The organism is Paraconexibacter sp. AEG42_29, assembly GCF_040581415.1.
Classification (GTDB): domain Bacteria; phylum Actinomycetota; class Thermoleophilia; order Solirubrobacterales; family Solirubrobacteraceae; genus Paraconexibacter.
This window is the reverse complement of the sequence record NZ_CP114014.1, coordinates 3,528,733-3,549,296: the sequence shown is the minus strand read 5'-3', so window position 1 is coordinate 3,549,296 and position 20,564 is coordinate 3,528,733. Positions and strand designations below refer to the sequence as shown.

20 protein-coding genes are annotated in these 20,564 nt (G+C 73.9%); 9 read left to right on the top strand and 11 right to left on the bottom strand.

Annotation, left to right across the window (positions count from 1 at the left end):
- Positions 1 to 39: 39 nt before the first annotated feature.
- Both DSM112329_RS17150 and DSM112329_RS17145 read left to right on the top strand, forming a co-directional pair.
- Entirely contained in the window at positions 40 to 978 is a 939-nt protein-coding gene (locus tag DSM112329_RS17150) for a polysaccharide deacetylase family protein (RefSeq protein WP_354697776.1), read from the top strand.
- Entirely contained in the window at positions 975 to 1,991 is a 1,017-nt protein-coding gene (locus tag DSM112329_RS17145; RefSeq protein WP_354697775.1) for an NADP-dependent oxidoreductase, read from the top strand. Before DSM112329_RS17150 ends, DSM112329_RS17145 begins: the two co-directional genes overlap by 4 nt.
- Positions 1,992 to 2,018: 27 nt before the next feature.
- Here the strand turns inward: DSM112329_RS17145 and DSM112329_RS17140 are convergent, their stop codons facing one another.
- Genes DSM112329_RS17140 through DSM112329_RS17125 form a run of 4 tightly spaced genes read right to left on the bottom strand, consistent with a single transcriptional unit; the run spans position 2,019 to position 7,201 of the window.
- Complete coding sequence (locus DSM112329_RS17140) at positions 2,019 to 2,837, bottom strand: SDR family oxidoreductase (protein WP_354697774.1); 819 nt, start codon at positions 2,835 to 2,837, stop codon at positions 2,019 to 2,021.
- A complete protein-coding gene (locus DSM112329_RS17135; protein ID WP_354697773.1) occupies positions 2,834 to 4,027 on the bottom strand; it encodes an acyl-CoA dehydrogenase family protein in 1,194 nt (397 codons plus the stop codon). Before DSM112329_RS17135 ends, DSM112329_RS17140 begins: the two co-directional genes overlap by 4 nt.
- A 10-nt stretch (positions 4,028 to 4,037) precedes the next feature.
- Positions 4,038 to 5,567 carry an aldehyde dehydrogenase family protein gene (locus tag DSM112329_RS17130; RefSeq protein WP_354697772.1) on the bottom strand — a complete coding sequence of 510 codons (1,530 nt, stop codon included), beginning with the start codon at positions 5,565 to 5,567 and terminating at the stop codon, positions 4,038 to 4,040.
- A 38-nt stretch (positions 5,568 to 5,605) separates the two neighbouring features.
- A complete protein-coding gene (locus DSM112329_RS17125) occupies positions 5,606 to 7,201 on the bottom strand; it encodes an AMP-binding protein (RefSeq protein ID WP_354697771.1) in 1,596 nt (531 codons plus the stop codon).
- Between the two features lie 34 nt (positions 7,202 to 7,235).
- Between DSM112329_RS17125 and DSM112329_RS17120 the strand changes: the two genes are divergently transcribed.
- The 4 genes from DSM112329_RS17120 to DSM112329_RS17105 all read left to right on the top strand — a co-directional run bounded on the left by DSM112329_RS17120 (position 7,236) and on the right by DSM112329_RS17105 (position 11,304).
- Positions 7,236 to 8,234 carry a nitronate monooxygenase gene (locus DSM112329_RS17120; protein WP_354697770.1) on the top strand — a complete coding sequence of 333 codons (999 nt, stop codon included), beginning with the start codon at positions 7,236 to 7,238 and terminating at the stop codon, positions 8,232 to 8,234.
- A complete protein-coding gene (locus tag DSM112329_RS17115) occupies positions 8,231 to 8,998 on the top strand; it encodes an enoyl-CoA hydratase/isomerase family protein (RefSeq protein ID WP_354697769.1) in 768 nt (255 codons plus the stop codon). Before DSM112329_RS17120 ends, DSM112329_RS17115 begins: the two co-directional genes overlap by 4 nt.
- A gap of 72 nt (positions 8,999 to 9,070) precedes the next feature.
- Positions 9,071 to 10,126: an LLM class flavin-dependent oxidoreductase gene (locus DSM112329_RS17110; protein ID WP_354697768.1), complete on the top strand. Its 1,056-nt coding sequence runs from the start codon at positions 9,071 to 9,073 to the stop codon at positions 10,124 to 10,126.
- Positions 10,123 to 11,304 carry a thiolase family protein gene (locus tag DSM112329_RS17105; protein WP_354697767.1) on the top strand — a complete coding sequence of 394 codons (1,182 nt, stop codon included), beginning with the start codon at positions 10,123 to 10,125 and terminating at the stop codon, positions 11,302 to 11,304. The genes DSM112329_RS17110 and DSM112329_RS17105 overlap by 4 nt, the downstream gene beginning before the upstream one ends.
- 24 nt (positions 11,305 to 11,328) lie before the next feature.
- On the opposite strand, the gene DSM112329_RS17100 is transcribed toward DSM112329_RS17105, so the two are convergent.
- From DSM112329_RS17100 to DSM112329_RS17075, 6 genes are all read right to left on the bottom strand, one after another.
- Positions 11,329 to 11,967: a TetR/AcrR family transcriptional regulator gene (locus DSM112329_RS17100; protein ID WP_354697766.1), complete on the bottom strand. Its 639-nt coding sequence runs from the start codon at positions 11,965 to 11,967 to the stop codon at positions 11,329 to 11,331.
- Positions 11,968 to 12,026: 59 nt separating this feature from the next.
- Positions 12,027 to 12,386: a hypothetical protein gene (locus DSM112329_RS17095; RefSeq protein ID WP_354697765.1), complete on the bottom strand. Its 360-nt coding sequence runs from the start codon at positions 12,384 to 12,386 to the stop codon at positions 12,027 to 12,029.
- Positions 12,379 to 14,010, bottom strand: coding sequence for a GMC family oxidoreductase N-terminal domain-containing protein (locus DSM112329_RS17090; RefSeq protein WP_354697764.1), 1,632 nt, complete (start codon positions 14,008 to 14,010; stop codon positions 12,379 to 12,381). The genes DSM112329_RS17095 and DSM112329_RS17090 overlap by 8 nt, the downstream gene beginning before the upstream one ends.
- A 72-nt stretch (positions 14,011 to 14,082) precedes the next feature.
- On the bottom strand, positions 14,083 to 16,023 hold the full coding sequence (locus tag DSM112329_RS17085) for a transglutaminase-like domain-containing protein (protein ID WP_354697763.1): 1,941 nt from the start codon (positions 16,021 to 16,023) through the stop codon (positions 14,083 to 14,085).
- Complete coding sequence (locus tag DSM112329_RS17080; RefSeq protein ID WP_354697762.1) at positions 16,016 to 17,098, bottom strand: DUF58 domain-containing protein; 1,083 nt, start codon at positions 17,096 to 17,098, stop codon at positions 16,016 to 16,018. Before DSM112329_RS17080 ends, DSM112329_RS17085 begins: the two co-directional genes overlap by 8 nt.
- A gap of 9 nt (positions 17,099 to 17,107) precedes the next feature.
- Positions 17,108 to 18,085 carry a MoxR family ATPase gene (locus DSM112329_RS17075; protein WP_354697761.1) on the bottom strand — a complete coding sequence of 326 codons (978 nt, stop codon included), beginning with the start codon at positions 18,083 to 18,085 and terminating at the stop codon, positions 17,108 to 17,110.
- A gap of 152 nt (positions 18,086 to 18,237) precedes the next feature.
- On the opposite strand from DSM112329_RS17075, the gene DSM112329_RS17070 reads away from it, so the two are divergent.
- The 3 genes from DSM112329_RS17070 (at position 18,238) to wecB (ending at position 20,193) form a co-directional block, all read left to right on the top strand.
- Positions 18,238 to 18,795 (top strand): hypothetical protein, encoded by a 558-nt coding sequence (locus tag DSM112329_RS17070; RefSeq protein WP_354697760.1) that lies wholly within the window; start codon positions 18,238 to 18,240, stop codon positions 18,793 to 18,795.
- 124 nt (positions 18,796 to 18,919) lie between these two features.
- Positions 18,920 to 19,051 (top strand): hypothetical protein, encoded by a 132-nt coding sequence (locus tag DSM112329_RS17065; RefSeq protein ID WP_354697759.1) that lies wholly within the window; start codon positions 18,920 to 18,922, stop codon positions 19,049 to 19,051.
- Positions 19,048 to 20,193, top strand: a complete 1,146-nt coding sequence (gene wecB, locus DSM112329_RS17060) for a UDP-N-acetylglucosamine 2-epimerase (non-hydrolyzing) (RefSeq protein ID WP_354697758.1) — start codon at positions 19,048 to 19,050, stop codon at positions 20,191 to 20,193. The genes DSM112329_RS17065 and wecB overlap by 4 nt, the downstream gene beginning before the upstream one ends.
- On the opposite strand, the gene DSM112329_RS17055 is transcribed toward wecB, so the two are convergent.
- Positions 20,190 to 20,528 (bottom strand): helix-turn-helix domain-containing protein, encoded by a 339-nt coding sequence (locus tag DSM112329_RS17055; RefSeq protein ID WP_354697757.1) that lies wholly within the window; start codon positions 20,526 to 20,528, stop codon positions 20,190 to 20,192. The two genes, wecB and DSM112329_RS17055, sit on opposite strands and share 4 nt — an antisense overlap.
- Positions 20,529 to 20,564: the final 36 nt, after the last annotated feature.

Genomic DNA, 20,564 nt, shown 5'->3' with positions numbered 1-20,564 from the left:
CCGCAAGCCGGTCCGCACGGAACGGCCTAGGTTCGGGCGGTGAAGATCGCGGTGACCGTCGATGAGCTCCTGCTGTGGGACGGCACGCCGATGCCGCCGGGCTACACGGCGACGACCGTCGTCGACGGCATGCTCCAAGCGCTTCGCGAGCACGCGATCGAGGGCGTGTACGGCTTCGCGCACACCAGCCCGGTCGCCGACCGTCCGGGCGAACGCGAGGTCCTGGAGCGGTGGTGCGACGCCGGGCATCACCTCGGCAACCACACGCACTGCCACGCGTGCCTGAACTGGGTCGGCGCCAAGCAGTACTGCGAGGACGTGCGGGTCGCGGAGGACGTGCTCGGTGACCTCCTCGAAGCGGCCCCGACGCGCTACTTCCGGCACGCGATGGACATGACGGGACGCAGCGAGGCCCGGCGTGGCGAGGTCGAGGACTTCCTGCGGGAGCGCGGCTACACGACCGCGCCGATCACCGCGTGGTTCGGCGACTTCGCTTGGACCGCCCCGTACGCGCGGGCGCTGGGTACGGGAGATCGCGAGGCGGCGGCGTTCCTGCGCGGCAGCTACGTAGAAGCCGCGGTGGCCCAACTGCACGCGCACGCCGAGACCGGGCGCAGGCTGTTCGGTGCCGAGCTGCCGCTCATCTGGCTCGTCCACGGCACCGCGCTCGCGCAGGACGTCCTCGGCGAGATCCTTCATCGCTTCGCCGCCGACGGCGTGGAGTTCGTCCCGCTCGACGACGCGATGAGCCACCCGGTCCACCGGACGCTGTCGCCGGTCACGCACCTGTTCCGCAACCACCTGCAGCGGGTCGCGCTCGCGGCCGGCGACGAGGTCCCGCCTCCGCCCGCCGAGCTCGTGACCCAGGTCCTCACGTCCGGGCTGCCCGATGGCACGGACCCGATGGCCGAGTACGACGCGATCCTGCGGCGCATCGTCGATCGCGTCGGCGGCACGTGGGACTGGAGCTGGACATGACCTCGCGCGAGGTGCAGCTCGTGCGGCGTCCGTCCGGCGAGCTGGACGAGTCGCTGTTCGCGGTCGTCGAGCGACCGGTCCCGGAGCTGCGTGACGGGGAGGTCCTCGTCCGCTCGGTGGCGATCAGCGTCGACCCGTCGATGATCCCGCGGCTGAAGGTGGCGACCTACGCACCCCGGTTCGCGCTCGACGAGGCGATCGACGCGCGCGCGGTCGGCCGGGTCGAGGCCAGCCGCGCCGACGCGATCGACGTGGGGGACTGGGTCCTGCACGGCGGCGGGTGGCGCGAGCTGGCCGCCGTCCCCGGCGACACGGTGAGGAAGATCCGTCCGTCGCAGGCGCTGCCACCGGACGCGTGGCTGCATGCCCTCGGCGCGTCGGGCCTGACAGCGGCGGTCGGCATCGACGTCGTGGCCCGCGTGCGGCCCGGAGACGTGGTGTGGGTCTCCGCCGCGGCCGGCTCGGTCGGGCTCGTCGCCACGCAGCTGGCCCGTGCCCGCGGCGCCCGCGTCATCGGCTCGGCCGGCGGGGCCAGAAAGGTCGGCTACCTGCGCGAGGAGCTCGGTCTCGACGCCGTGCTCGACCACCGCGACGGCAGGATCGCAGACCAGGTGGCGGCCGCCGCCCCGGACGGTCTGGACGTGTACTTCGACAACGTCGGCGGCGATCACCTCGAGGCCGCCCTCGACCACCTGAAGATCGGTGGCCGGATCGCCGCCTGCGGCATGATCTCCGGGTACGCCCGTGAGCAGACCGGGCCGCGGAACATCGCGACGGTGATCACCAAGCGTCTGCGCCTGGAGGGCTTCCTCGTCACCGACCACCTCGAGCGACAGGCGGCGACCGAGGGCGAGCTCATGCGGCTGATGCGCGCGGGTCAGCTTCGCGTGCCGGTGACCGCGTTCGACGGGATCGAACGCGCCCCAGCGGCGCTGATAGCGCTCCTCAGCGGCGGGAACCTCGGGAAGACGATCGTCCGCCCGGCGACCGAGGTGACCGGGGCGACCGTGTGAGTGCGCCGGTCGCGATGGCTTCGACGCTCACTGCGCGACGGAGTAGCCGCCGTTGACCGGGTAGGTCTGCGCGGTGATCCAGGCGGCGGCGTCCGACGCGAGGAACGCGATCAGGGCGGCGGGATCCTCGGGCTCACCGAGCCGGCCCACCGGGTAGGCACGGGTGACGCGCTTCGCGACCTGCGGGTCATCGAGCATGCCGGCCAGGGACGGTGTCCGCACCGCGCCGAGCGCGACGCAGTTGGCGGTGACGCCGTGGCGGGCGACCGCCTTGGCGACCCCGCGGGTGAAGCCCGCCGCGCCGGCCTTCGCGCCGGAGTACACGACGAGGTCGGCCTCGCCGACGCGGCCGGCGTCGGAGATCACGGTGACTATCCGGCCGTGGCTGCGCTCGACCATCCCGCCGACGACGGCGTGGGTGGCCAGCATCACGCCGGTGTAGTTCACGGCGACCCATGGGTCCCAGTCGGCGGGGTCGGACTCCCAGAACGGTGGCCGCGGGGCGAGCGGGTCGTGGTGGGCGCCGGCGTTGCCGGCGTTGTTGACGAGGATGTCGACCGGGCCGAGCTCGCGGCCGACCGCGGCGACCATCGCGCGGACGCCGGCCGCGTGGCTGACGTCGGCCTGCACTCCGTACGCCTCCCCGCCGCTGTCGCGGATCGACGCGGCGACCCGGTCCGCGCGGTCCGCGTGGAAGTCGTTCACCGCCACGGCGGCGCCGAGTCCGGCGAGCATCCGGGCCGTGGCCGCGCCGACGCCCTGCCCGCCACCCGTCACGAGCGCGACCCGGCCGGTGAGGTCGAGGAGACCGTCGAGCTTGGGCGTGGTCTGCGGCTGTGCGGTCATCCGGTTCTCCTGTCACTGGTTGCGGCTGCCGTTCCGCGTGGCCCGCGCGGCTCACGGCCGAACGTCTCGCGCGCGATGATGAGCTTCTGGATCTGCGGGGTGCCGTCGCCGATCAGCAAGGCCGACACGTCGCGGCGCATCGCCTGCAGCGGCAGCTCGTCCGACCAGCCGACGTGGCCGTGCAGGATCACGCAGTCCTCGATCGCGCGGACGGCGAGTTGCGGGGCCCACCACTTGACCATGGCGGCCTCCCGCGTGTGCGGCCGGCCCGCCATCCGCAGGCTGAGCGCCCGATAGCAGAGCCAGCGCGCGGCCTCGAGCTGCGTGAGGTGCTCGGCGATCGGGAACGTCACGCCCTGGTTGGCCGACAGCGGCCGCCCGAAGGTCCGGCGCTGCTGGGTGTACCTGACGGTCATGTCGATCGCAGCCTCGGCGGTGGCGATCGCCATCAGGCCGAGCAGGCTGCGGGTGTAGTCGAACTCGTGCAGGACGAGCGCCAGCCCGCGGCCCTCCTGGCCCATCAGGCGTGTCTCGGGGACGAAGGTGGCGTCGAGCGTGATCGACCCGCGGCCGACCGGGCGCAGCCCCGGGTCGCGAAACCGCTGCCGGGTGATCGTGGGGTCGTCGAGGTCGACGAGGAACGCCGACGGGCCGCCGGCGCTGCGGGCGAAGACGATCGCCATCTGGGCGGCCGGCAGCCCGGTGATCGATGTCTTCTCGCCGCGCAGCAGCCAGCCGCCGTCGACCCGCGTCGCGGTGGCCTTCATGGCGCCGGCGTCCGAGCCGGACTCGGGCTCGGTCAGGCCGAGGCAGAGCTTGAGCTCGCCGGCCAGCAGGGCGGGGAGCAGCTCCGGGCCCAAGGTCGGGTCACGCTCGATCAGGCCGCCCTCGACCGTGGCCGCGAAGACCATGTACGCCGCGCTGAAGTCCGCCCGGGCGAGCTCCTCGACCGCGATTCCCGCGGCCAGGTGGTCGGCGCCCTGGCCGCCGTGCTCGGGGGACACCTCGAGTCCGATCAGGCCCTGATCGGCCAGCAGGCGGTAGACGTCACCGGGGAAGTCGTCGCTGAGCGCGCGCTCCAGGTAGCCCGGCGCGAGCTTGGCCTGGGCGAACGCGCGGACGCTCGCCCGGAACGCGTCGAGCTCGTCGCTGAGGATGCAGGGCGGCGCGCCCGTGGTGACGGAGCTCACGGAATCCGCGCTAGGCCCGGAAGCGGCGCTTGCCGCGGCCCACGGCGAACCGGACGACCCGGGCGGCCAGACGGCTCTTGGGCTTCGAGTACGGGTACCAGAGCAGCTCGTTGCGCATCGGCAGCCGTGCGGTGCTGATCGACTGCGTCCGGCAGTAGCGGGTCATGCCCGCCGCGCCGCCGAAGCGGAAGCCGACGCCGGAGTCATGCCAGCCGGACATCGGCACGGGCGGGCTGAAGACGTTGGTGTACATGTCGTTGACGTTCACCGCGCCCGCCTCCACGCGCCGGGCCAGCGCCTCGCCCCTCGCGCTGTCCCGGGTCCAGACGCTGGCGGACAGGCCGTAGTCGGAGTCGTTCGCGAGCCGCAGCGCCTCCTCGGCGTCCTTCACCTTCATCACCGGCAGCGTCGGGCCGAACGTCTCCTCGCGCATGCAGCGCATCGAGTGGTCGACGTCGACGAGCACCGTCGGCTGGAACCACGAGCCACTGGCGTGGCCACGGCCGCCGCCGGTGAGCGCACGGGCGCCCCGCGCGAGGGCGTCCGCGACGTGCGCCTCGACGATCCCGACCTGGTTGTCGGTGGCCATGGCGCCGACGTCGCTGTCGCCCGCGACGGTGTCGGGCCCGTGGCGCAGCGCGCCGGCCTTCGCCGCGACGCCGGCGACGAACTCGTCGTAGACCGCCTCGTGCACGTAGACGCGCTCGACCGATGTGCAGACCTGGCCGGAGTTGAAGAACCCGCCCCAGATCGCGCCGTTGACCGCGCGCTCGACGTTCGCGTCCTCGAGGACGATCATCGCGTCCTTGCCACCGAGCTCCAGCGAGCAGGGGATCAGGCGCTCGCCGGCGCGGGCGGCGATCTTGCGCCCCGTCCGGGTCGAGCCGGTGAACTGCAGGTAGTCGACGTGGTCGACGACCGCGGCACCGGTGCTGCCCGTTCCGGTGATGACCCGCAGCACGTCGGGCGCGCCGATCTCCTGCCACCCGCGGCCGAGTTCGACGAGCGACAGCGGCGTCATCTCCGACGGCTTCAGGGCGACGGCGGCCCCGGCCATCAGCGCCGGCACCGCGTCGACCGTCGGGACGAGGAGCGGGAAGTTCCACGGGCTGATCACGCCCACCAAGGGGTACGGTCGGCGGGCGATCGTGAACTTCTTGCTGAGCGTCAGCAGGCCGTGGGGGCGGGGGTGCTCGTCGGCGAGGAACCGCCCCGCGTGCTTGACGTAGTAGCTGATGACGTCCGCCGAGCCGGCGATCTCGAAGCCCGCGTCCTGGCGGACCTTGCCGGTCTCCGACTGCAGCACGTCGACGAGGTGGGTCTCGTTGTCGAGGATCCAGTCGCGCAGCCGCAGCAGGTGACGGCCGCGGCCGTCCGGTCCCAGCGCCTCCCATTCAGCCTGTGCCGCGCGCAGCTCACCGCAGATCTGCGCGACCTCATCCGCGCTGCGGTCGGGCAGGGCCGTGATCGTGCGCGCATCGCTGGGGGCGCGGACGTCGAAGGTCGCGGGCTGCAGGTCGGTCTCGGCTAGGGAAGTCATCGGGCTCCTCGGTGGGGACGGGGTCAGCGGAACAGCGGTCAGTTGACGGCGCGCGCGCCGGCGGTCCAGAAGCGCGCGCGGAGGGCCTTCTTGTCGATCTTGCCGACGGGTGTCGTGGGCAGCGCGTCGACGACGTGGACGGTCTTCGGGGTCTGGTGGGCGCCCTTGCGGTCGCGGACCAGCAGCCGCAGGCGCTCGGGGTCGAGCGCGCAGCTGGGCCGCGCGACGACGAACGCCGTGACGGCCTCACCCCACTTCTCGTCCGGGACGCCGATGACCGCGGCGGCGGAGACCTCCGGGTCGGCCGCCAGGACCTGCTCGATCTCGCTCGGGTAGATGTTGAAGGCGCCGGAGATGATCAGGTCCTTCTTGCGGTCCACGATGTGGAGGAAGCCGGACTCGTCGCGCACCGCGAGGTCACCGGTGTGCAGCCACCCGTCGCGCAGGGTGTCCGCGGTCAGCTGCGGCTGGTTCCAGTAGCCGGTCATGGTGAAGTCGGCCTGCAGGCGGAACTCGCCGACCTCGCCGTCGGGGACGGGATCGCCGGCGGCGTCGACCAGCTCCACCTGGGCGCCGGGCACCGGTCGCCCGCACGAGGTCAGCAGGTCGGGACGACGATCGGGGTTGTGCTCGTCCTTGCGCAGCGTCGTGCCGAGGCCGAGCGTCTCGGTCTGCCCGTAGCCCTGCATCAGGACGGGGCCGAAGACCTCGAGCGCCTCGCGCAGCCGCGCCTCGGACATGGGGGAGGCCCCGTAGGTGACGGTCTCGAGGCTCGACAGGTCGGTGCTCGCCGTCGCGGCGTGGTCCAGGAGGGCGTAGAGCATCGTGGGGACGACGAACGCGTAGTCGATGCGCTCGCGGACCACGGTGGCGAGCCACTCGTCGGGGGTGAACTTCGGCAGCAGGACGACGGTCCCGCCCCGCACGAGCGTGGGGGCGATCGGGAGCACGGACGCATGCGTGATCGGCGCGCTCGCCAGGTACCGCGGGCGGGCCGGCAGCTCCCAGGCGGTGCCGATCCCGTGCATCGCGGCGATCATCGCCGCGTGGGTGTGGACGACGCCCTTCGAGCGGCCGGTGGTCCCGCCGGTGTACGGCAGCCAGACCGCGTCCCCGGGCCGGGCAGCGGGGGCGCGCAGGGGACGGGCGGTGACGTGCTCGGCAAGTGCGAGCAGGTCCTCCCCGACGTCGGCCGGGCCGAGCGTCAGCACCGTCGCGAGGGTGCTCGCCCGCGCGGCGATCGCTGCGCCGGTCTCCGCATAGGCGGGGTGGACGACGAGCACCGCGGCGTCCGCGTCGTCGCAGAGCACGACGTGGTCGTCCACCGAGCCGAGCGGGTGCAGGCCCGAGTAGCGGCAGCCGCTCAGGCCGGCCGCCACCTGGGCCAAGTAGGTCTCCGGCGCGTTCGGGCTGAGGACGACCATGGTCTGTCCGGCCCGCAGGCCCTTGGCGTGGAGGACCTGCTGGAAGCGGCTCACCAGGTCGGCGGACTGCGCGTAGGTCAGGCGCCGGCCCGCGCCCACGAACGCCTCCCGGTCGGGGTACCGGGACAGGGCGTCCGCGATGACCCGCATGTAGCTCGGAACCGTCGGACCCGCGCCTTCGACAGTCGTGTTCTCGATCACGACTTGCATTCTTTACTACTCAGTTAGTATTTTGCAAGTGGAGATGATGAACGCACACCAGACCGGGGGCCGCCAGGCCCTGCCCGACAGCCTGACCAGCCGCATGCGCGTGCCCCTCATCGCGGCGCCGATGCTGCGCGTCTCCGGCCCCGATCTCGTCATCGCGACCTGCCGGGCCGGGGCCATGGCCGCCTTCCCGACCGCGAATGCGCGGACCGCCGAGAACCTCGACGGGTGGCTGACGCGCATGGACGAGGCTGCCGCCGGCGCCTCGGGCGAGCCCGTCGCGGCGCACTGCGCGAATTTGATCATGCGCCGCGACCTCGTGGAGGCCCACCTGCCGGTGCTCGTCGAGCACCGCGTCGAGGTCGTCATCACGAGCGTCGGATCCCCGGCGCCGGTCCTGGACGCGCTCCACGAGGTGGGGACGTTCGTGCTGTCGGACGTCGCCACGCTCCACCACGCCGAGCGCGCGGTGGCCGCCGGCGCCGACGGTCTCGTCCTCCTGACCGCGGGGTCCGGCGGCCAGACCGGGTGGCTGAACCCGTTCGCGTTCGTCCGGGCGGTGCGCGCGTTCTACGACGGCCCGATCGCCCTCGCCGGCGGACTGACCGACGGAGCGTCGCTGGCGGCGGCGATCACGCTCGGCGCCGACCTCGGGTACATGGGGACGCGCTTCATCGCCGCCGCCGAGAGCGACGCGGGGAATGACTACCGCACGGCGCTGGCCACGTCGACGATCGACGACGTCGTCACCACCCGCGCGTTCACCGGGCTGCCGGCGAACTACCTGCGACCGACGATCGTCGCAGCCGGCCTGGATCCGGACGACCTCGACGAGCAGGTCACGCCCGAGATCGCCGATGCCGTCTACGGCGGACGCAGCGAGCAGGCGGGGCCGAAGCGCTGGACAGACATCGTGAGCGCCGGGCACTCCGTGTCGGGCGTCACGGGAACGCAGCCGGCAGCGGAGATCGTCGGGGCGATCGCGAGCGAGTACGACGCCGCCCGGCACCCCGGTGCGGCGGAGACGTTCGCGTGAGCGCCGCCGTCGCCGTCACGCGGCAGGGCCCGAGTCTGTGGGCGACGCTCGACCGCCCCCAGGCGCTCAACGCCATCACGCCGGACACCGTGCGGGGTCTGCATGCGGCGCTCGACGCCGCCGAGGGGGACGACGGGATCCGCGTCCTCGTGATCGCCGCGTCGGGGACGGCGTTCTGCGCCGGCGCCGATCTCACGCAGGTCGGGAACGGCGGCCTGAGCAGCTTCCTGGCGGACGTCGGCGCGCTGCTGACCCGGATCGAGGCGAGCCCGGTCCCGGTCATCGCGGCGGTCCACGGCCTCGCGATCGCCGGCGGCCTGGAGATCGCCCTCGCGTGCGACTTCGTGATCGCCGCGCGGTCGGCGGCGTTCGGTGATGGCCATGCCAACTACGGCCTGCTTCCGGGCGGCGGCGGCAGCGTCCGCCTGCCGCTGCGCGTCGGACCGGGGACCGCACGCCGGATGATGTACACGGCGGCCGTGATCCCTGCGGCGGAGCTCGCCCACACCGACCTCGTCAGCGAGCTCGTCGACGACGAGGACCTCGACTCGCGCGTCCATGCCCTCGTCGCGGAGATCGCCGCCAAGAGCCCGCTCGGCATCGCCCGGATGAAGCGCCTGGTCGCCGACGGCCTGCGCCTGCCGGCCGCCGAAGCGCTCAACGCCGAGCTCGCCGCCGTCGCCGAACACGCGACCAGCGCGGACTTCGCCGAGGGTCTCGCCGCCTTCGGCGCGAAGCGCGTTCCGCAGTTCACCGGCCGCTGACGCGGCTCCGCCGTCCCACCCTTCCGACCGACCAGGACGGCCCCGGGCCGTCGCCCCAGCAAAGGACATCCCATGGACATCGGCGTCTCCGTTCTCTATCCACCGTGGTTCTCGCTCGAGGAGCAGCTCGAGGTCGTGCGTCACGCCGATCGGCTGGGGCTGCACTCCGCGTGGGCGCCGGAGGGCTACGGGCAGGAGGCGGTTGCGCTGCTCGGGCTGTTTGCCGGCCAGACGAGCCGGATCGGGCTGGGTGCCGGGGTGATGCAGATCCCGGCTCGCCAGCCGACGGCGACGGCGATGGCGGCGGCGACGCTGGATCTGCTGTCGGGCGGCCGCATGCTGCTCGGCCTGGGGCTGTCGGGTCCGCAGGTCTCCGAGGGGTTCTTCGGGGTTCCGTTCACCGCGGCGCTCGGCCGCACGCGCGAGTACGTGGAGATCGTGCGGCGGACGCTCAGCGGGCGGCCGGTCGAGTTCGAGGGCAAGCACTGGACGCTGCCGCTGCGTGAGGGTGGCCTTGGGCAGGGGAAGCCGATCAAGCTGATCACGCCGCCCGTTCAGGAGCGGATGCCGATCTACCTCGGGGTCGGCGGGGCGCAGACCACGAGGCAGGCGGGGGAGATCGCCGACGGCTGGATGCCGTTCCTTTTCAGTCCCGAGCACTCGGGGTTGCTGACCGCTCCGCTGCTGGAGGGCATCGAGCGGGCCGGCCGCCGACGGGAAGACGTGACGGTCGCCCCGCTGGTGGCGACCGCGGTCGACGAGGACATCGAGGTGGCGCGCGCCGCGGTCCGCCCGCTGGTTGCGTTCTACTTCGGCGCCATGGGCTCACGGGAGAAGAACTTCTACGTCGACCTCGCCGAGCGGTACGGGCACGGTCCCGCGGCGCGCGCCTGCCAGGAGGCCTTTCTGGCCGGGGACCGCGCCGGGGCGGCCGCGGCGATCGACGACGAGCTGCTGGGGCTCGTCGCCCTCGTGGCGACCCCCGACACCCTGGGCGCGCGGCTGGGCGACTACGCGCGGGCCGGGGTGGACCTGCTGATCGCCGCCCCGCTCGGGGACAGCGCGAAGGTGCTCGAGGCCCTGGCCGAGCACCTACCCGCCCAGCGCGACCGGGCGGTGGCGGCATGAGGCCGGTCGTGATCGCCGGCGTCGGCATGACGTCCTTCGGCAAGCACCTGGACCGCTCGTTCGATGCGCTCGTCGCCGAGGCGGTGGGCGAGGCCCTCGGCGACGCGGGCGCCGGGCCGGCCGACGTGGAGCTCGTCTATTACGCCAACACCGCGGCGGGCCTGATCCAGGGCCAGGAGTCGGTGCGCGGTCAGCACGCGGTCCGCAGCGCCGGGCTTTCCGGGATCCCGCTGATCAACGTCGAGAACGCCTGCGCCTCCGGCTCGACGGCGCTCAACCAGGCGTGGCTCGCCGTCGCCGCCGGACAGGTCGACGTCGCCGTCGCCGTCGGCGCCGAGAAGCTGAACAGCGACGACAAGTCCCGCGCCTTCCTGGCGATGACGTCCGCACTGGACCAGACCCGCCTCGGGGAGATCCGCGCCGATCTGGACGGCGGCTCCGGCTCGGTCTTCATGGACATCTACGCGCGCTTCGCCGAGTGGTACATGGAGCGCAGCGACGCCGACGAGCGTGACTTCGCGCAGGTCGCCGTCAAGAACCACGCCCACGGCGCGCACAACCCGAAGGCCCAGTACGGCGGGACGCTGACCGTCGACGAGGTCCTCGGCGCGCGGCGGATCAGCGGGCCGTTGACGCTGACGATGTGCGCGCCGATGTCCGACGGTGCCGCGGCGGCCGTGATCACCACGCCGGAGGTCGCCGCGCGGTGGGGAGCGGACCCGGTCCGGATCCTGGCGACGGTGATCGGGGCCGCGCGGCCGGACACCTACGGCGAGCTCGTGCCGGCCACCGCCGCCCGCGCCTACGCGATGGCCGGCGTCGGCCCCGAGGACGTCGACCTCGTCGAGTGCCATGACGCCGCCTCGCCGGCCGAGCTGATCGTCACCGAGGAGCTCGGGCTCTGCGGGCCCGGGGAGGCGACGGCGCTGCTGCGCTCCGGCGCGACCGCGCTCGGCGGGCGCCTGCCGATCAACCCCAGCGGCGGCCTCGGCAGCCGCGGGCACCCGATCGGGGCCACCGGTCTTGCGCAGACGACCGAGCTCGTCGATCAGCTCCGGGGCCGGTGCGGCGCCCGGCAGGTCGACGGGGCGCGGATCGGGCTGGCCGAGAACGCGGGCGGCTACATCGGGCCCGATGCCGCGGTCGCCTCGGTCACGATCCTGCGGGCCGGCGCCTGAGACGCGCCGTCCCGGAAGCGGCGGTCAGCCGGCCGCCGCGCGGGGGGGCGCCGGTGGCCGCGCCCGCCTGCCGGCGCGGGCGCGCGGAACGATTCCCGCGAGCACCCCGACGATCTCGTCCACGAGTGCTTCCGGGCTGACCTCGCCGTCGGGGTCGTACCAGCGGTACAGCGACGTGAGCATCGACAGCACGAGGTTCGCCGCGATCCGCGTGTCGACCGGAGCCTGACCCGCCGGGCGCAGCGCGAGGCATTCCCCGATCAGCGCCTGCATGTCGACGGCGGTCTGGTGCGAGAAGACGTGGAAGCGCGCCCGGGCCTCGTCCGAGAGCTCGGCCTGTTCGCTGAAGAGAATCGTGTAGAAGGTCCGCAGCTTGATCGCGCTCGTGACGTGCAGCTGCACGAGCTGCCGCAGGCGCTCCGGTGCGGGTCCTGAGCCGCGGTGCAAGGCGGCCAGGTCGTCCGCGAGGTCCTCGCAGACGGTGTCCACGACGCGGTCCAGCAGTGCGCGCTTGCTCGAGGTGTACTTGTAGACCGTCGGCCGCGAGACGCCGGCGGCGTCGGCGATGTCGTCGATCGTGGTGTTGCGGTACCCCCGGGACTCGAAGACGGCCGCGGCCGCGCGCACGAGCGCCTCGTTGTCGGTGGCGCGGCTACGCGCCATCGGGTGGACCTATCGCCGCGGACACGCTCGGCATGATGGCAAACGCCGCCCTCGCCCCCTCATCGCCCGGCCCTGAGGTCGCCGGCGACCTTCAGGTCGGCGAGCGTGACCGCGAGCAGCGCGGCCGCTGCATGATGGCCTCGGCGGCCGAGCTGCTCGCGGTCGCGGGCGACGCATAACGCGGCGATCCCGACGTTCGCCGCGGCGCGTGCCGCCATCCACGGCCACCGCGGCCGGCCGATCACGATGCCCGGCGCGAGCGCGAGGTCGACGACCCCGACCAGTTGGGCGTCGCGCCGGCGAGCGAGGCCGAGCAGGGGTCCGAGCGCATCGGGCTTGACCAGCAGCGCGGCACCGATGACGCCGCTGCCGACGCCGACGAACGTCGCCTTGCGGTCTGGACTCGGGGACTCAGGCATGGGCGAGCACCAGTGCGGGCTCGACGCCGGCGGTCCTTGGGTCCGGGGCTCGCCGGCCCCGCACGAGGTCGGCCGCCTTCTCGCCGATCATGTACGCCGGCGCCTGGGTGTTGCCGCGGGTGATCGTCGGCATCACCGACGTGTCCGCGACGCGAAGCCCTTCGATGCCGTGCACTCGGAGCTCGCTGTCGACCGCACCGTCCTCGGGTGTTCCGATCCGGGCGCTGCACGACGGGTGGTAGGTGTGCTGGCAGGTCTGCCGGATCCCGGCCCTCAGCGCCGCGCGGTCACGCGTCCCGGAGAGGACGCCGGCCGGGGCCCCGGTGAGCCCGCGCATTGGCTCGGACGCCGCGATCTCCTGCGCCAGCAGCACGGCGTCGACGACCTCGTCGACCTCCTTCTCCGTCGCGAGCATGTTGTAGCGGACCGTCGCCTTGCGCGACGGATCGTCGCTCGCGATGAGGACCTCGCCGCGGCTCTGCGGGGCGAGGTAGGACGGTGCGATCGTGTACGTCGGCACTGGCCAGACCTCCGCGCCGTGATCGACGACGTGGCCCGGGGCGAAGATCATCTGGAAGTTCGGCGCGGGGCAGGACGCGTCGCTGCGCCAGTGGCACGTCGCCTCCACCAGGTTCGACGACAGCTTTCCGCGACGCTGCAGCAACCACCGCGCGAGGTGGCGCGGGTTCTCGGCGTCGCCCAACCCCACGGCGCCACCGGCCAGCTCGAACGGCACCGACACGAGCGGGTGCTCCATCAGGTGGCGCCCGACGGCGGGGAGGTCGACGAGCGGCCGCACCCCGACGGAGGCGAGGTGGTCCGCCGGTCCGATGCCCGAATGCTGGAGCAGCGCAGGGGTGTTGAACGCCCCGCCGCAGAGCACGACGTCCCCGTCGACCTCGGCCCGCTGGGTCCGTCCGTCGCGGACGTACTCGACGGCGACCGTCCGGCCACCGGCGACCACGATCCGCGTCACGAGCGCGCGCGCCTGGACGGCGAGGTTCGGCCGCCGCATCGCGGGGCGCAGGAACGCCGACGCCGCGTTCAGCCGCCGGCCGTCCCGGTAGGTCAGCTGGATCCGGCCGACCCCTTCGTGCGAGGCGCCGTTGAAGTCGTCGTTCCTCGGCAGCCCGAGCGAGACCGCGCCTTCCAGCAAGGCCTCGGTCACCGGGTCGATGTAGCGGGCGCGGGCCACGGTCAGCGGGCCGCCCCGGCCGTGGAAGTGGTCGTTGAGGTCCCGGTTGTCCTCCGAGCGCCGGAAGTAGGGCAGCACCTCCTCGTAGGACCAGCCCTCGGCGCCGCCCGCGGCCCAGTCGTCGTAGTCGAGCCGGCTGCCGCGGATGTACGCCATCGCGTTCATGGAGCTGGTCCCGCCGAGCGTCTTGCCTCGCGGGGACCGGATCGAGCGGCCGTCGAGCGTGGGCTCCGGTTCGGTCCAGTAGTCCCAGTCCACGGTCGTCCCGAACTGCTGGATGAACGCGGCGGGAACGACGATCTCCAGGCGCCGGTCGCTGCCGCCGGCTTCGAGCAGCAGCACGCTGCGGGCCGCGTCCTCCGACAGGCGCGCCGCCACCACGCAGCCGGCTGTGCCGGCGCCGATCACGATGTTGTCGAAGCGGGTCACTGTGTCTCTCCAATGTTAACTAACTAGGTAAGTAACACCGTAAGCGCTCGCGACGCGTGTTGTCAATCCGCTCTACGTGGCGTCGGTTTCCTGTGGGTTCCAGTCGTCGAGCACAGCGACCGCTTCTGCCGGGTCGGGCGCGGTGGGGCCGTAGCACTCCTGCTCGACGACGGCGAGCGCCCGGGCTCGCTGCCCGGTGGCGCCCAGGCGGCCGCCGAGCTCGGTGAGCGACTCGGCGGGGGCCCGCCCGCTCTGCGCCAGGCGGCGGTCCAGCCGCAGGAACGCCGCCAGTGCGGGCGGGGCCGTGCCCGGGGCGCCGACGCCCGTGGCGACGGTGCTCGCCACGACGGGCCGGCTGGTGGTCCGTCGGCGCCACAGCCAGCCCGCGCCCGTGAGCGCGAGCAGCGCGGCGGCGAGCCCGTCGCGCCCGCCGGGGAAGCGCAGCGTCGCATCGAGGGCGGTGCGCATCGCCGTGGCGATCCGCTCGCGAAACGAGCGTTTGGCGGCCTCCGCGAGTGCCGCTCCGGCGGTCGGGTCGGAGGCCACCCAGCCGGCGCGGACGAACGGCACCTCGACCCAGGCGTGCAGGTCCTTCTCGCGGAACCTGCGGGTCCCGTCACCGCGGTCCATGCCGTAGGCCAGGCCGGTGACCAGACGGGCGGGGATGCCGGCGGCCCGGAGCAGGACGACCTCCGCTGCGGCGAACTGCTCGCAGAAGCCCGTCCGGTCGACGAACAGGAAGCGGTCCACGGCGTCTTCGCCGGGCGCCGGCACCGGGCTGTCGAGGCGGTAGGTCGCGTTGTCGGCCAGCCACCGCTCGATCGCGAGGACGGCGCCGTGTGTGCTTGTCGCCGTCCTGGTGATCTGCGCGGCGAGCTCGCGCGTGCGCCGGGTCGTGCTGCGCGGGAGCGCCAGCAGGGCCGGGTCGCCGGTCACGGCCGCGTCCCGGTCGAGTCCGCGCAGGTCCTGCGCAGCAGTGCTCACGCGGTACCCGGTGGTTCCGCGCGGCAGGCGGAAGCCACCGTCCCGGGTGCTGTCGCCGACCAAGGGACCGGCCGCGTCGAGGGCGACGATCTGCCCGGGCGCCCAGACCGTCCCGCCCCGGGTCAGGAGCGTCACGGTGTCGGTGCGGCCGATCGCGGCGCCCGAGAGCCGGTAGCTCCCCGACCCGGGATAGCCGACCTCGGGAGACGTCGCCGTCCACGTCCGCCCGTCCCACGCAGTGAACGCGCGGTCGCGCCAAAGCCGCGGGCTGGCGTGGTCGACCTCCGCGAGCGGCCGGTCGCTGAGCTCGCCGCGCACGCTCGTGTCGAGGGCGCTGCCGGTGTACGCGCGCGCCCGGCCCGCGTTGGACTCATCGCTGCGCCCGGCCGAGGCGCGGCGCTGCAGCGTGTCGTCGACCGGGACGGGTACCAGCAGGAATGCCACCATCCCGATGACGACCGCGAGGGCCGCCGTCGACGCCAGGGTCCCGGCCGGCAGGACCGCCGCCTGCGGCGCCACGAGGTGCGCCGACGCCCGGGCGCGCTGGCCCACGAGCAGGACGACCGCGACCAGGCAGGCCGTCCAGCCCGCCAGCAGCGGCAGCCCGGCCACGAGGTCCGGCGCGAAGGAGGCCCCGGTCAGCAGCAGGCCGACCGCGACGAGCAGCCCGGTCTGCAGGTTGCGCACGGTCGTCCACGACACCGCCTGTGCCAGCTGGACGCCGATCAGCAGCGGTCCGAGCGACTCGCGGAGCCCGCCGGGGCCGCCGGCCATGATCCCGGGGACCGAGAACACGACCGAGGCCACGGCGACCGCGATCGCGATGCGCTCAGCGCCCTGCCTCCACTCCGGGTCGGCACCGGCCAGCAGGGCGGCGCCGATCAGCAGAACCGCGGCGACGGGCAGCAGCGCCAGGGGGACGACCCCGCTCAGCATCGTCGCCGTCAGCCCGCAGAGCCCGGCGCCGAGGACCGCGCTGCGGAGCGGCGGGTCGACGTGGGTCGGCGGCGTCGCGACGCGCTCAGTCATCCGCGCGCTCGTCCAGGACGACGACCGCGCACCGCCGGCGAGCGGCGGCCCGGCGGAGGCCGGCGAGCAGCCCGTCCGTGTCGGCGCGGGCCGCCGTACCGGCGACGACGACGAGCACGCCGCCGTGTCCGGCCTGCCGTAGTGCGTCGTCCAGCGCGGCCCGGTGCAGCGCCGGTGAGTCGTCGGCGGCGGCGAATGCGTCGAGGACGCCCTTGGCCGTCTGGGCTGTGCCCGGCAGCCCGTGGAGGGCCAGCGGACGACCACTGCGCAGCGCCGAGACCGCCATCGACGCCGCGTCCGACAGGGCGGCCTCCCAGGCCGGACCGTGGCCGAACCCGACCAGGATCACCAGCGTGGCCGCGTCCTCGCGCTCGCGTTCGAGCACGAGCGGCCGGCCGTGACGGGCGCTGGCGCGCGCGGCGACCGATCGCGCGGACTCGCCGTGGCGCCAGTCGCGCAGCCCGAGGATCTCGGTCCCGGGTCCCGGGGCGGCCGCCCGGGAGGCGCCCAGGCCACCGGCGCCGGCCGGCCGCCCGCGCGGCGTCGCCGGCTCGGGGTGCACGACGACGCGTCCGGGGACGGGGCAGGGGACCTCGGTGCCGATCAGGCCCACCGGCGACGTCGTGCGGAGCGTCGCCGTCGACGTCTCGGACGCAGTGCGCTGGACGGCCAGGCGCTCGCCGCGCACCGATGCGCTGGCCCCCGGGCGCAGGGCTCCGAAAGCGACGACGAGCTGCTCGTGACCGGGCAGGTGATCGACCACGGTGGTCGCTGGAGTCATGCGCCGGCCGGCGTTGCTGAGCGTGAGCGTGACGTCGCTGCGCTGCCCGGCGACGGGCTGGCCGTGGATCAGCCGCGTGACCTGCAGGCCGCCCAGGCGCGGCCGCGTGAGCAGCGCCACGACGGGCAGCGCGAGCAGCGCCGCCGAGGCCAGGGCGATCCAGCCGCTGGCGCTCGTCCGGCCCAGGAGGTGCAGGGTGGCGCCGGCCGTGAGCACGAGCAGCAGGCCGGTCGTCGGGAGCGCGCGCGTATGTCCCGTGCCGGAGCGCCGATCGGGTGGCACGGCTTCGCTCACGCCGGCCGGCTACGCGAGGGTGACGGCGACGCCGGCGAGGATCTCCGCCACGAGGCGCTGCCCGTGCACCGGCCCGCCCTGCCCGTCGTGCCGGACGAGACGATGGCCGAGGACCGGGCCGGCGAGCGCCTTCACGTCGTCGGGCAGCACGTGGTCGCGTCCGTCCAGCAGGGCACGGGCCTGCGCGGTCCGGACGAGCACCAGCGCGGCCCGCGTGCTGGCGCCGACGGCGACGGCCGGGTGCCCGCGCGTCGCCTCGACGACCCGGACGGCGTAGTCGAGGACCGGCTCGGAGAGATGGGTGCGCCGCGCCTGCAGCCGGGCGCCCGAGAGCTCAGCCGGCGACAGGACGGGCGTCAGGTCGTCGACGGTCGCGGACTCGAGCTGCTCCCGCACGACCCGGCGCTCGGTGGCCGGGTCGTTCGGCCCGAGGCTGAGCGCGACAGCGAAGCGGTCGAGCTGCCCCTCCGGCAGCGGGTAGGTGCCGAACTGCTCGAGCGGGTTCTGGGTCGCCAGCACGACGAACGGATCAGGGAGGGGATGGCGGACGCCGTCGACCGTCACCGCCGCCTCGTCCATCGCCTCCATGAACGCCGACTGCGTCCGCGGCGGTGTCCGGTTGAGCTCGTCGACGAGGACGACGTGGGCGAACAGCGGACCGGGTACGAACGTGAACCCGTGCTCGTCGGGTTCCCAGACGCCGCTGCCGGTGATGTCGGCGGGTAGCAGGTCCGCCGTGCCCTGCACGCGCCGGAAGGTGCCGCCCAGCGTGCGGGCGACGGCCCGGGCGAGCGTCGTCTTGCCGCTGCCGGGAACGTCCTCGATGAGCACGTGGCCCCCCGCGAGCACGGCGCAGGCCACCAGCTCGACCGAGTGCCGCCGGCCGTGCACGACCCGCTCGACGCCTTCGACGAGGCCTCTGGCCAGGTGAGCGGCCGCCCGGCGCTCGATCGGATCCTCGACGACGTGCAGCGGTCCGGCGGTCACAGGTGCTCCAGAGCAGGGGAAGAGTGCTCCTGCCTGCATCGGCTTCCGAGCGCGCTTCCTTGATGCCCGCTCACCGGCACGTCGAGGGCGAGTGCGTGCAGCTGAGCCGGCGGCAGGGGTGACCCTCACGCCGCCCGCCGGAGTACCCTGGGGTGGTCTGGCGCAAAGACGCTCAGGCCGAGCTGGTGTTGCAGGCCCCGCAGGATCTCCGAAAGCCGTCCATGTCTGCTGCTGCAACGGTCGTCCCCGAAGCGCCCCCACGCACGGATGCCGAGTTGTCCGCGGACGGGAGTCGCGGCGATCGCGCCGCCCGCGCCGAGTTCTACGACCGTCACGCGCCGCGGGCCTACCGGCTTGCGGCCGCCCTGTGCCTCGACCCGCACCGTGCCGCACGCGCCGTCGAGCAGGCCTTCGTCGCGGCCTCACGCGGGCTGCCGGTCGGGCATTCCGACCTGCCTGCGGTCGTCTGGCTGCTCATCACCGTGCAGCGGTGCGCCGCGTCCGAGGCGCGTGACAGCGGACAGGTCTACGCGCCCTTCGCCCGCATGGGTCCCGAGGCGGCCCAGGTCGTCGGACTCAGCCGGCTCGGCGGCCTATCGTGTTCGGAGATCGCCGATGGCCTCGGGGTGCCGTGCTCCAGCGTGAAGGCCCTGATGCGCGAAGGTCTGCACGCCATGCTTCGGGCCCACGAGGGCAACTCCGCGCCGTAAAGCTATGGCCTGCGGTCCGCTTTCGATGCTCGCGGTCGCCTTCCAGCGCGCCGCCGTGCACCACGACAGCGCGCAGCGGCACCGCACCCCGCTCTAGGCGATTCCGGGGGTCTACGTGGCGTTCGTGGGCTACGCGTACTTCTGGGGCGTCCCGTGCACGCTGCGGGCGTTCGCGCGCCTTGCGCTTCGCCGCGACGCCTGGGACAAGACCGCGCGCGACGCCGTGCCCATGGCCGGCGCCGAGGTGGCCCGGTGAGCCGCCCGTGCGTGATGGTGTGCCTCGGCACCCGTCCGGAGGCCATCAAGCTCGGTCCCGTCATCGCGGCGCTGCGCGCCGACCCCGGCCTCGACGTGTGCGCCGTGTCGACCGGGCAGCACCGGGAGATGCTCGACCAGGTCGTCGACGTGCTCGGGATCCAGATCGACGTCGAGCTCGGCCTGATGCAGCCGTCGCAGGCGCCGGAGGCGTTCACCGCCCGTGCCCTCGTGGCGCTCGGCGAGGTCGTCGCCGACCGCCGGCCCGCCGCGGTCCTCGTGCAGGGCGACACCGCCACGACCCTGTCCGGGGCGCTTGCCGCCTTCTACCAGCAGGTCCCGATCGGCCACGTCGAAGCCGGCCTGCGCACGGGTGACCTGGCCCGCCCGTTCCCCGAGGAGGGGACGCGCAGCATGATCGGCCGCATCGCCCGCTGGCACTTCTGCGCGACCGACGGCAACCGCGCGAACCTCCTGCGCGAGGGCATCCACGACGACGCGATCGAGGTCACCGGCAGCACCGTGATCGACGCGCTGCTGGCCACCGCCGCCCGGCCGCTCCCGGCCGGCGGCGAGCAGCTGCTGCCGCCCAAGCAGGCCGCGACCCGGATCCTGGTGACGATGCACCGGCGCGAGACCCACGGCAGCGGGCAGCTCGCGCTGTGCGAGGCGATCGCGCAGGTCGCCGAGCGCGGGGACGTGGAGGTGGTGCTGCCGATGCACCTCAGCCCGGTCGTCCGCGAGAGCGTCCAAGCGAAGCCGGGCGGCCGCGACCGCGTGCACCTGCTCGATCCCCTCGACTACCACACGTTCGTCCACGCGCTGCGCGATGCCGACATCGTGCTGACCGACAGCGGGGGAGTGCAGGAGGAAGCCCCGTCGTTCGGTGTCCCGGTGCTCGTCATGCGCGACACGACCGAGCGCCCCGAGGGCGTCGACGCGGGCTGCGTGCGGCTCTCCGGGACCTCGCCCGAGGCCGTCAAGGCCGACCTGGAGCAGCTGCTCGACGACCGCGACGCCTACGACGCCATGTCCCAGGCGGCCAACCCGTACGGGGACGGCCTGGCGTCGGGCCGGATCGTGGCTCGCCTCGCGCGTGACCTGCCGCTCGCGGCGGGCGGTGGCGACGGGCGCGACGCCTAGGGTCGTTCCTCGGCCCAGGCGTCGGCCCACGCGACGAGCGGCTGCCCGGCGGCCAGCAGTGACGCGCCCAGCTCGGTCAGCTCGTAGCCGTCGTCCCCGGTGACGACGAGGGCGGCTTCGCGCAGCTCGCGCAGGCGGGTGTTGAGGACGGACGTCGCGATGCCCTCGGCGGCGGCCTGCAGCTCGCGGAAGTTCAGCGGGCTGTGGCGCAGGGACCACAGGACGGTGATCGCCCAGCGGCGGCCGAGCAGGTCGAACAACGCCATGAGTGGCTGACCGCTCTTGGAGCCGCGAACGGGCTGGCCCGGGCGCGGGGTCGGCTTGCGGGCGGGCACGCCTCGATCGTACGCGGGGACTTGCGTCTCGGCCAT

Coding starts and splice junctions, on each gene's coding strand:
- DSM112329_RS17145 (WP_354697775.1), top strand. CDS start 975: ATGACCTCGCGCGAGGTGCAGCTCGTGCGGCGTCCGTCCGGCGAGCTG.
- DSM112329_RS17140 (WP_354697774.1), bottom strand. CDS start 2,837: ATGACCGCACAGCCGCAGACCACGCCCAAGCTCGACGGTCTCCTCGAC.
- DSM112329_RS17130 (WP_354697772.1), bottom strand. CDS start 5,567: ATGACTTCCCTAGCCGAGACCGACCTGCAGCCCGCGACCTTCGACGTC.
- DSM112329_RS17125 (WP_354697771.1), bottom strand. CDS start 7,201: ATGCAAGTCGTGATCGAGAACACGACTGTCGAAGGCGCGGGTCCGACG.
- DSM112329_RS17120 (WP_354697770.1), top strand. CDS start 7,236: ATGATGAACGCACACCAGACCGGGGGCCGCCAGGCCCTGCCCGACAGC.
- DSM112329_RS17110 (WP_354697768.1), top strand. CDS start 9,071: ATGGACATCGGCGTCTCCGTTCTCTATCCACCGTGGTTCTCGCTCGAG.
- DSM112329_RS17105 (WP_354697767.1), top strand. CDS start 10,123: ATGAGGCCGGTCGTGATCGCCGGCGTCGGCATGACGTCCTTCGGCAAG.
- DSM112329_RS17100 (WP_354697766.1), bottom strand. CDS start 11,967: ATGGCGCGTAGCCGCGCCACCGACAACGAGGCGCTCGTGCGCGCGGCC.
- DSM112329_RS17095 (WP_354697765.1), bottom strand. CDS start 12,386: ATGCCTGAGTCCCCGAGTCCAGACCGCAAGGCGACGTTCGTCGGCGTC.
- DSM112329_RS17085 (WP_354697763.1), bottom strand. CDS start 16,023: ATGACTGAGCGCGTCGCGACGCCGCCGACCCACGTCGACCCGCCGCTC.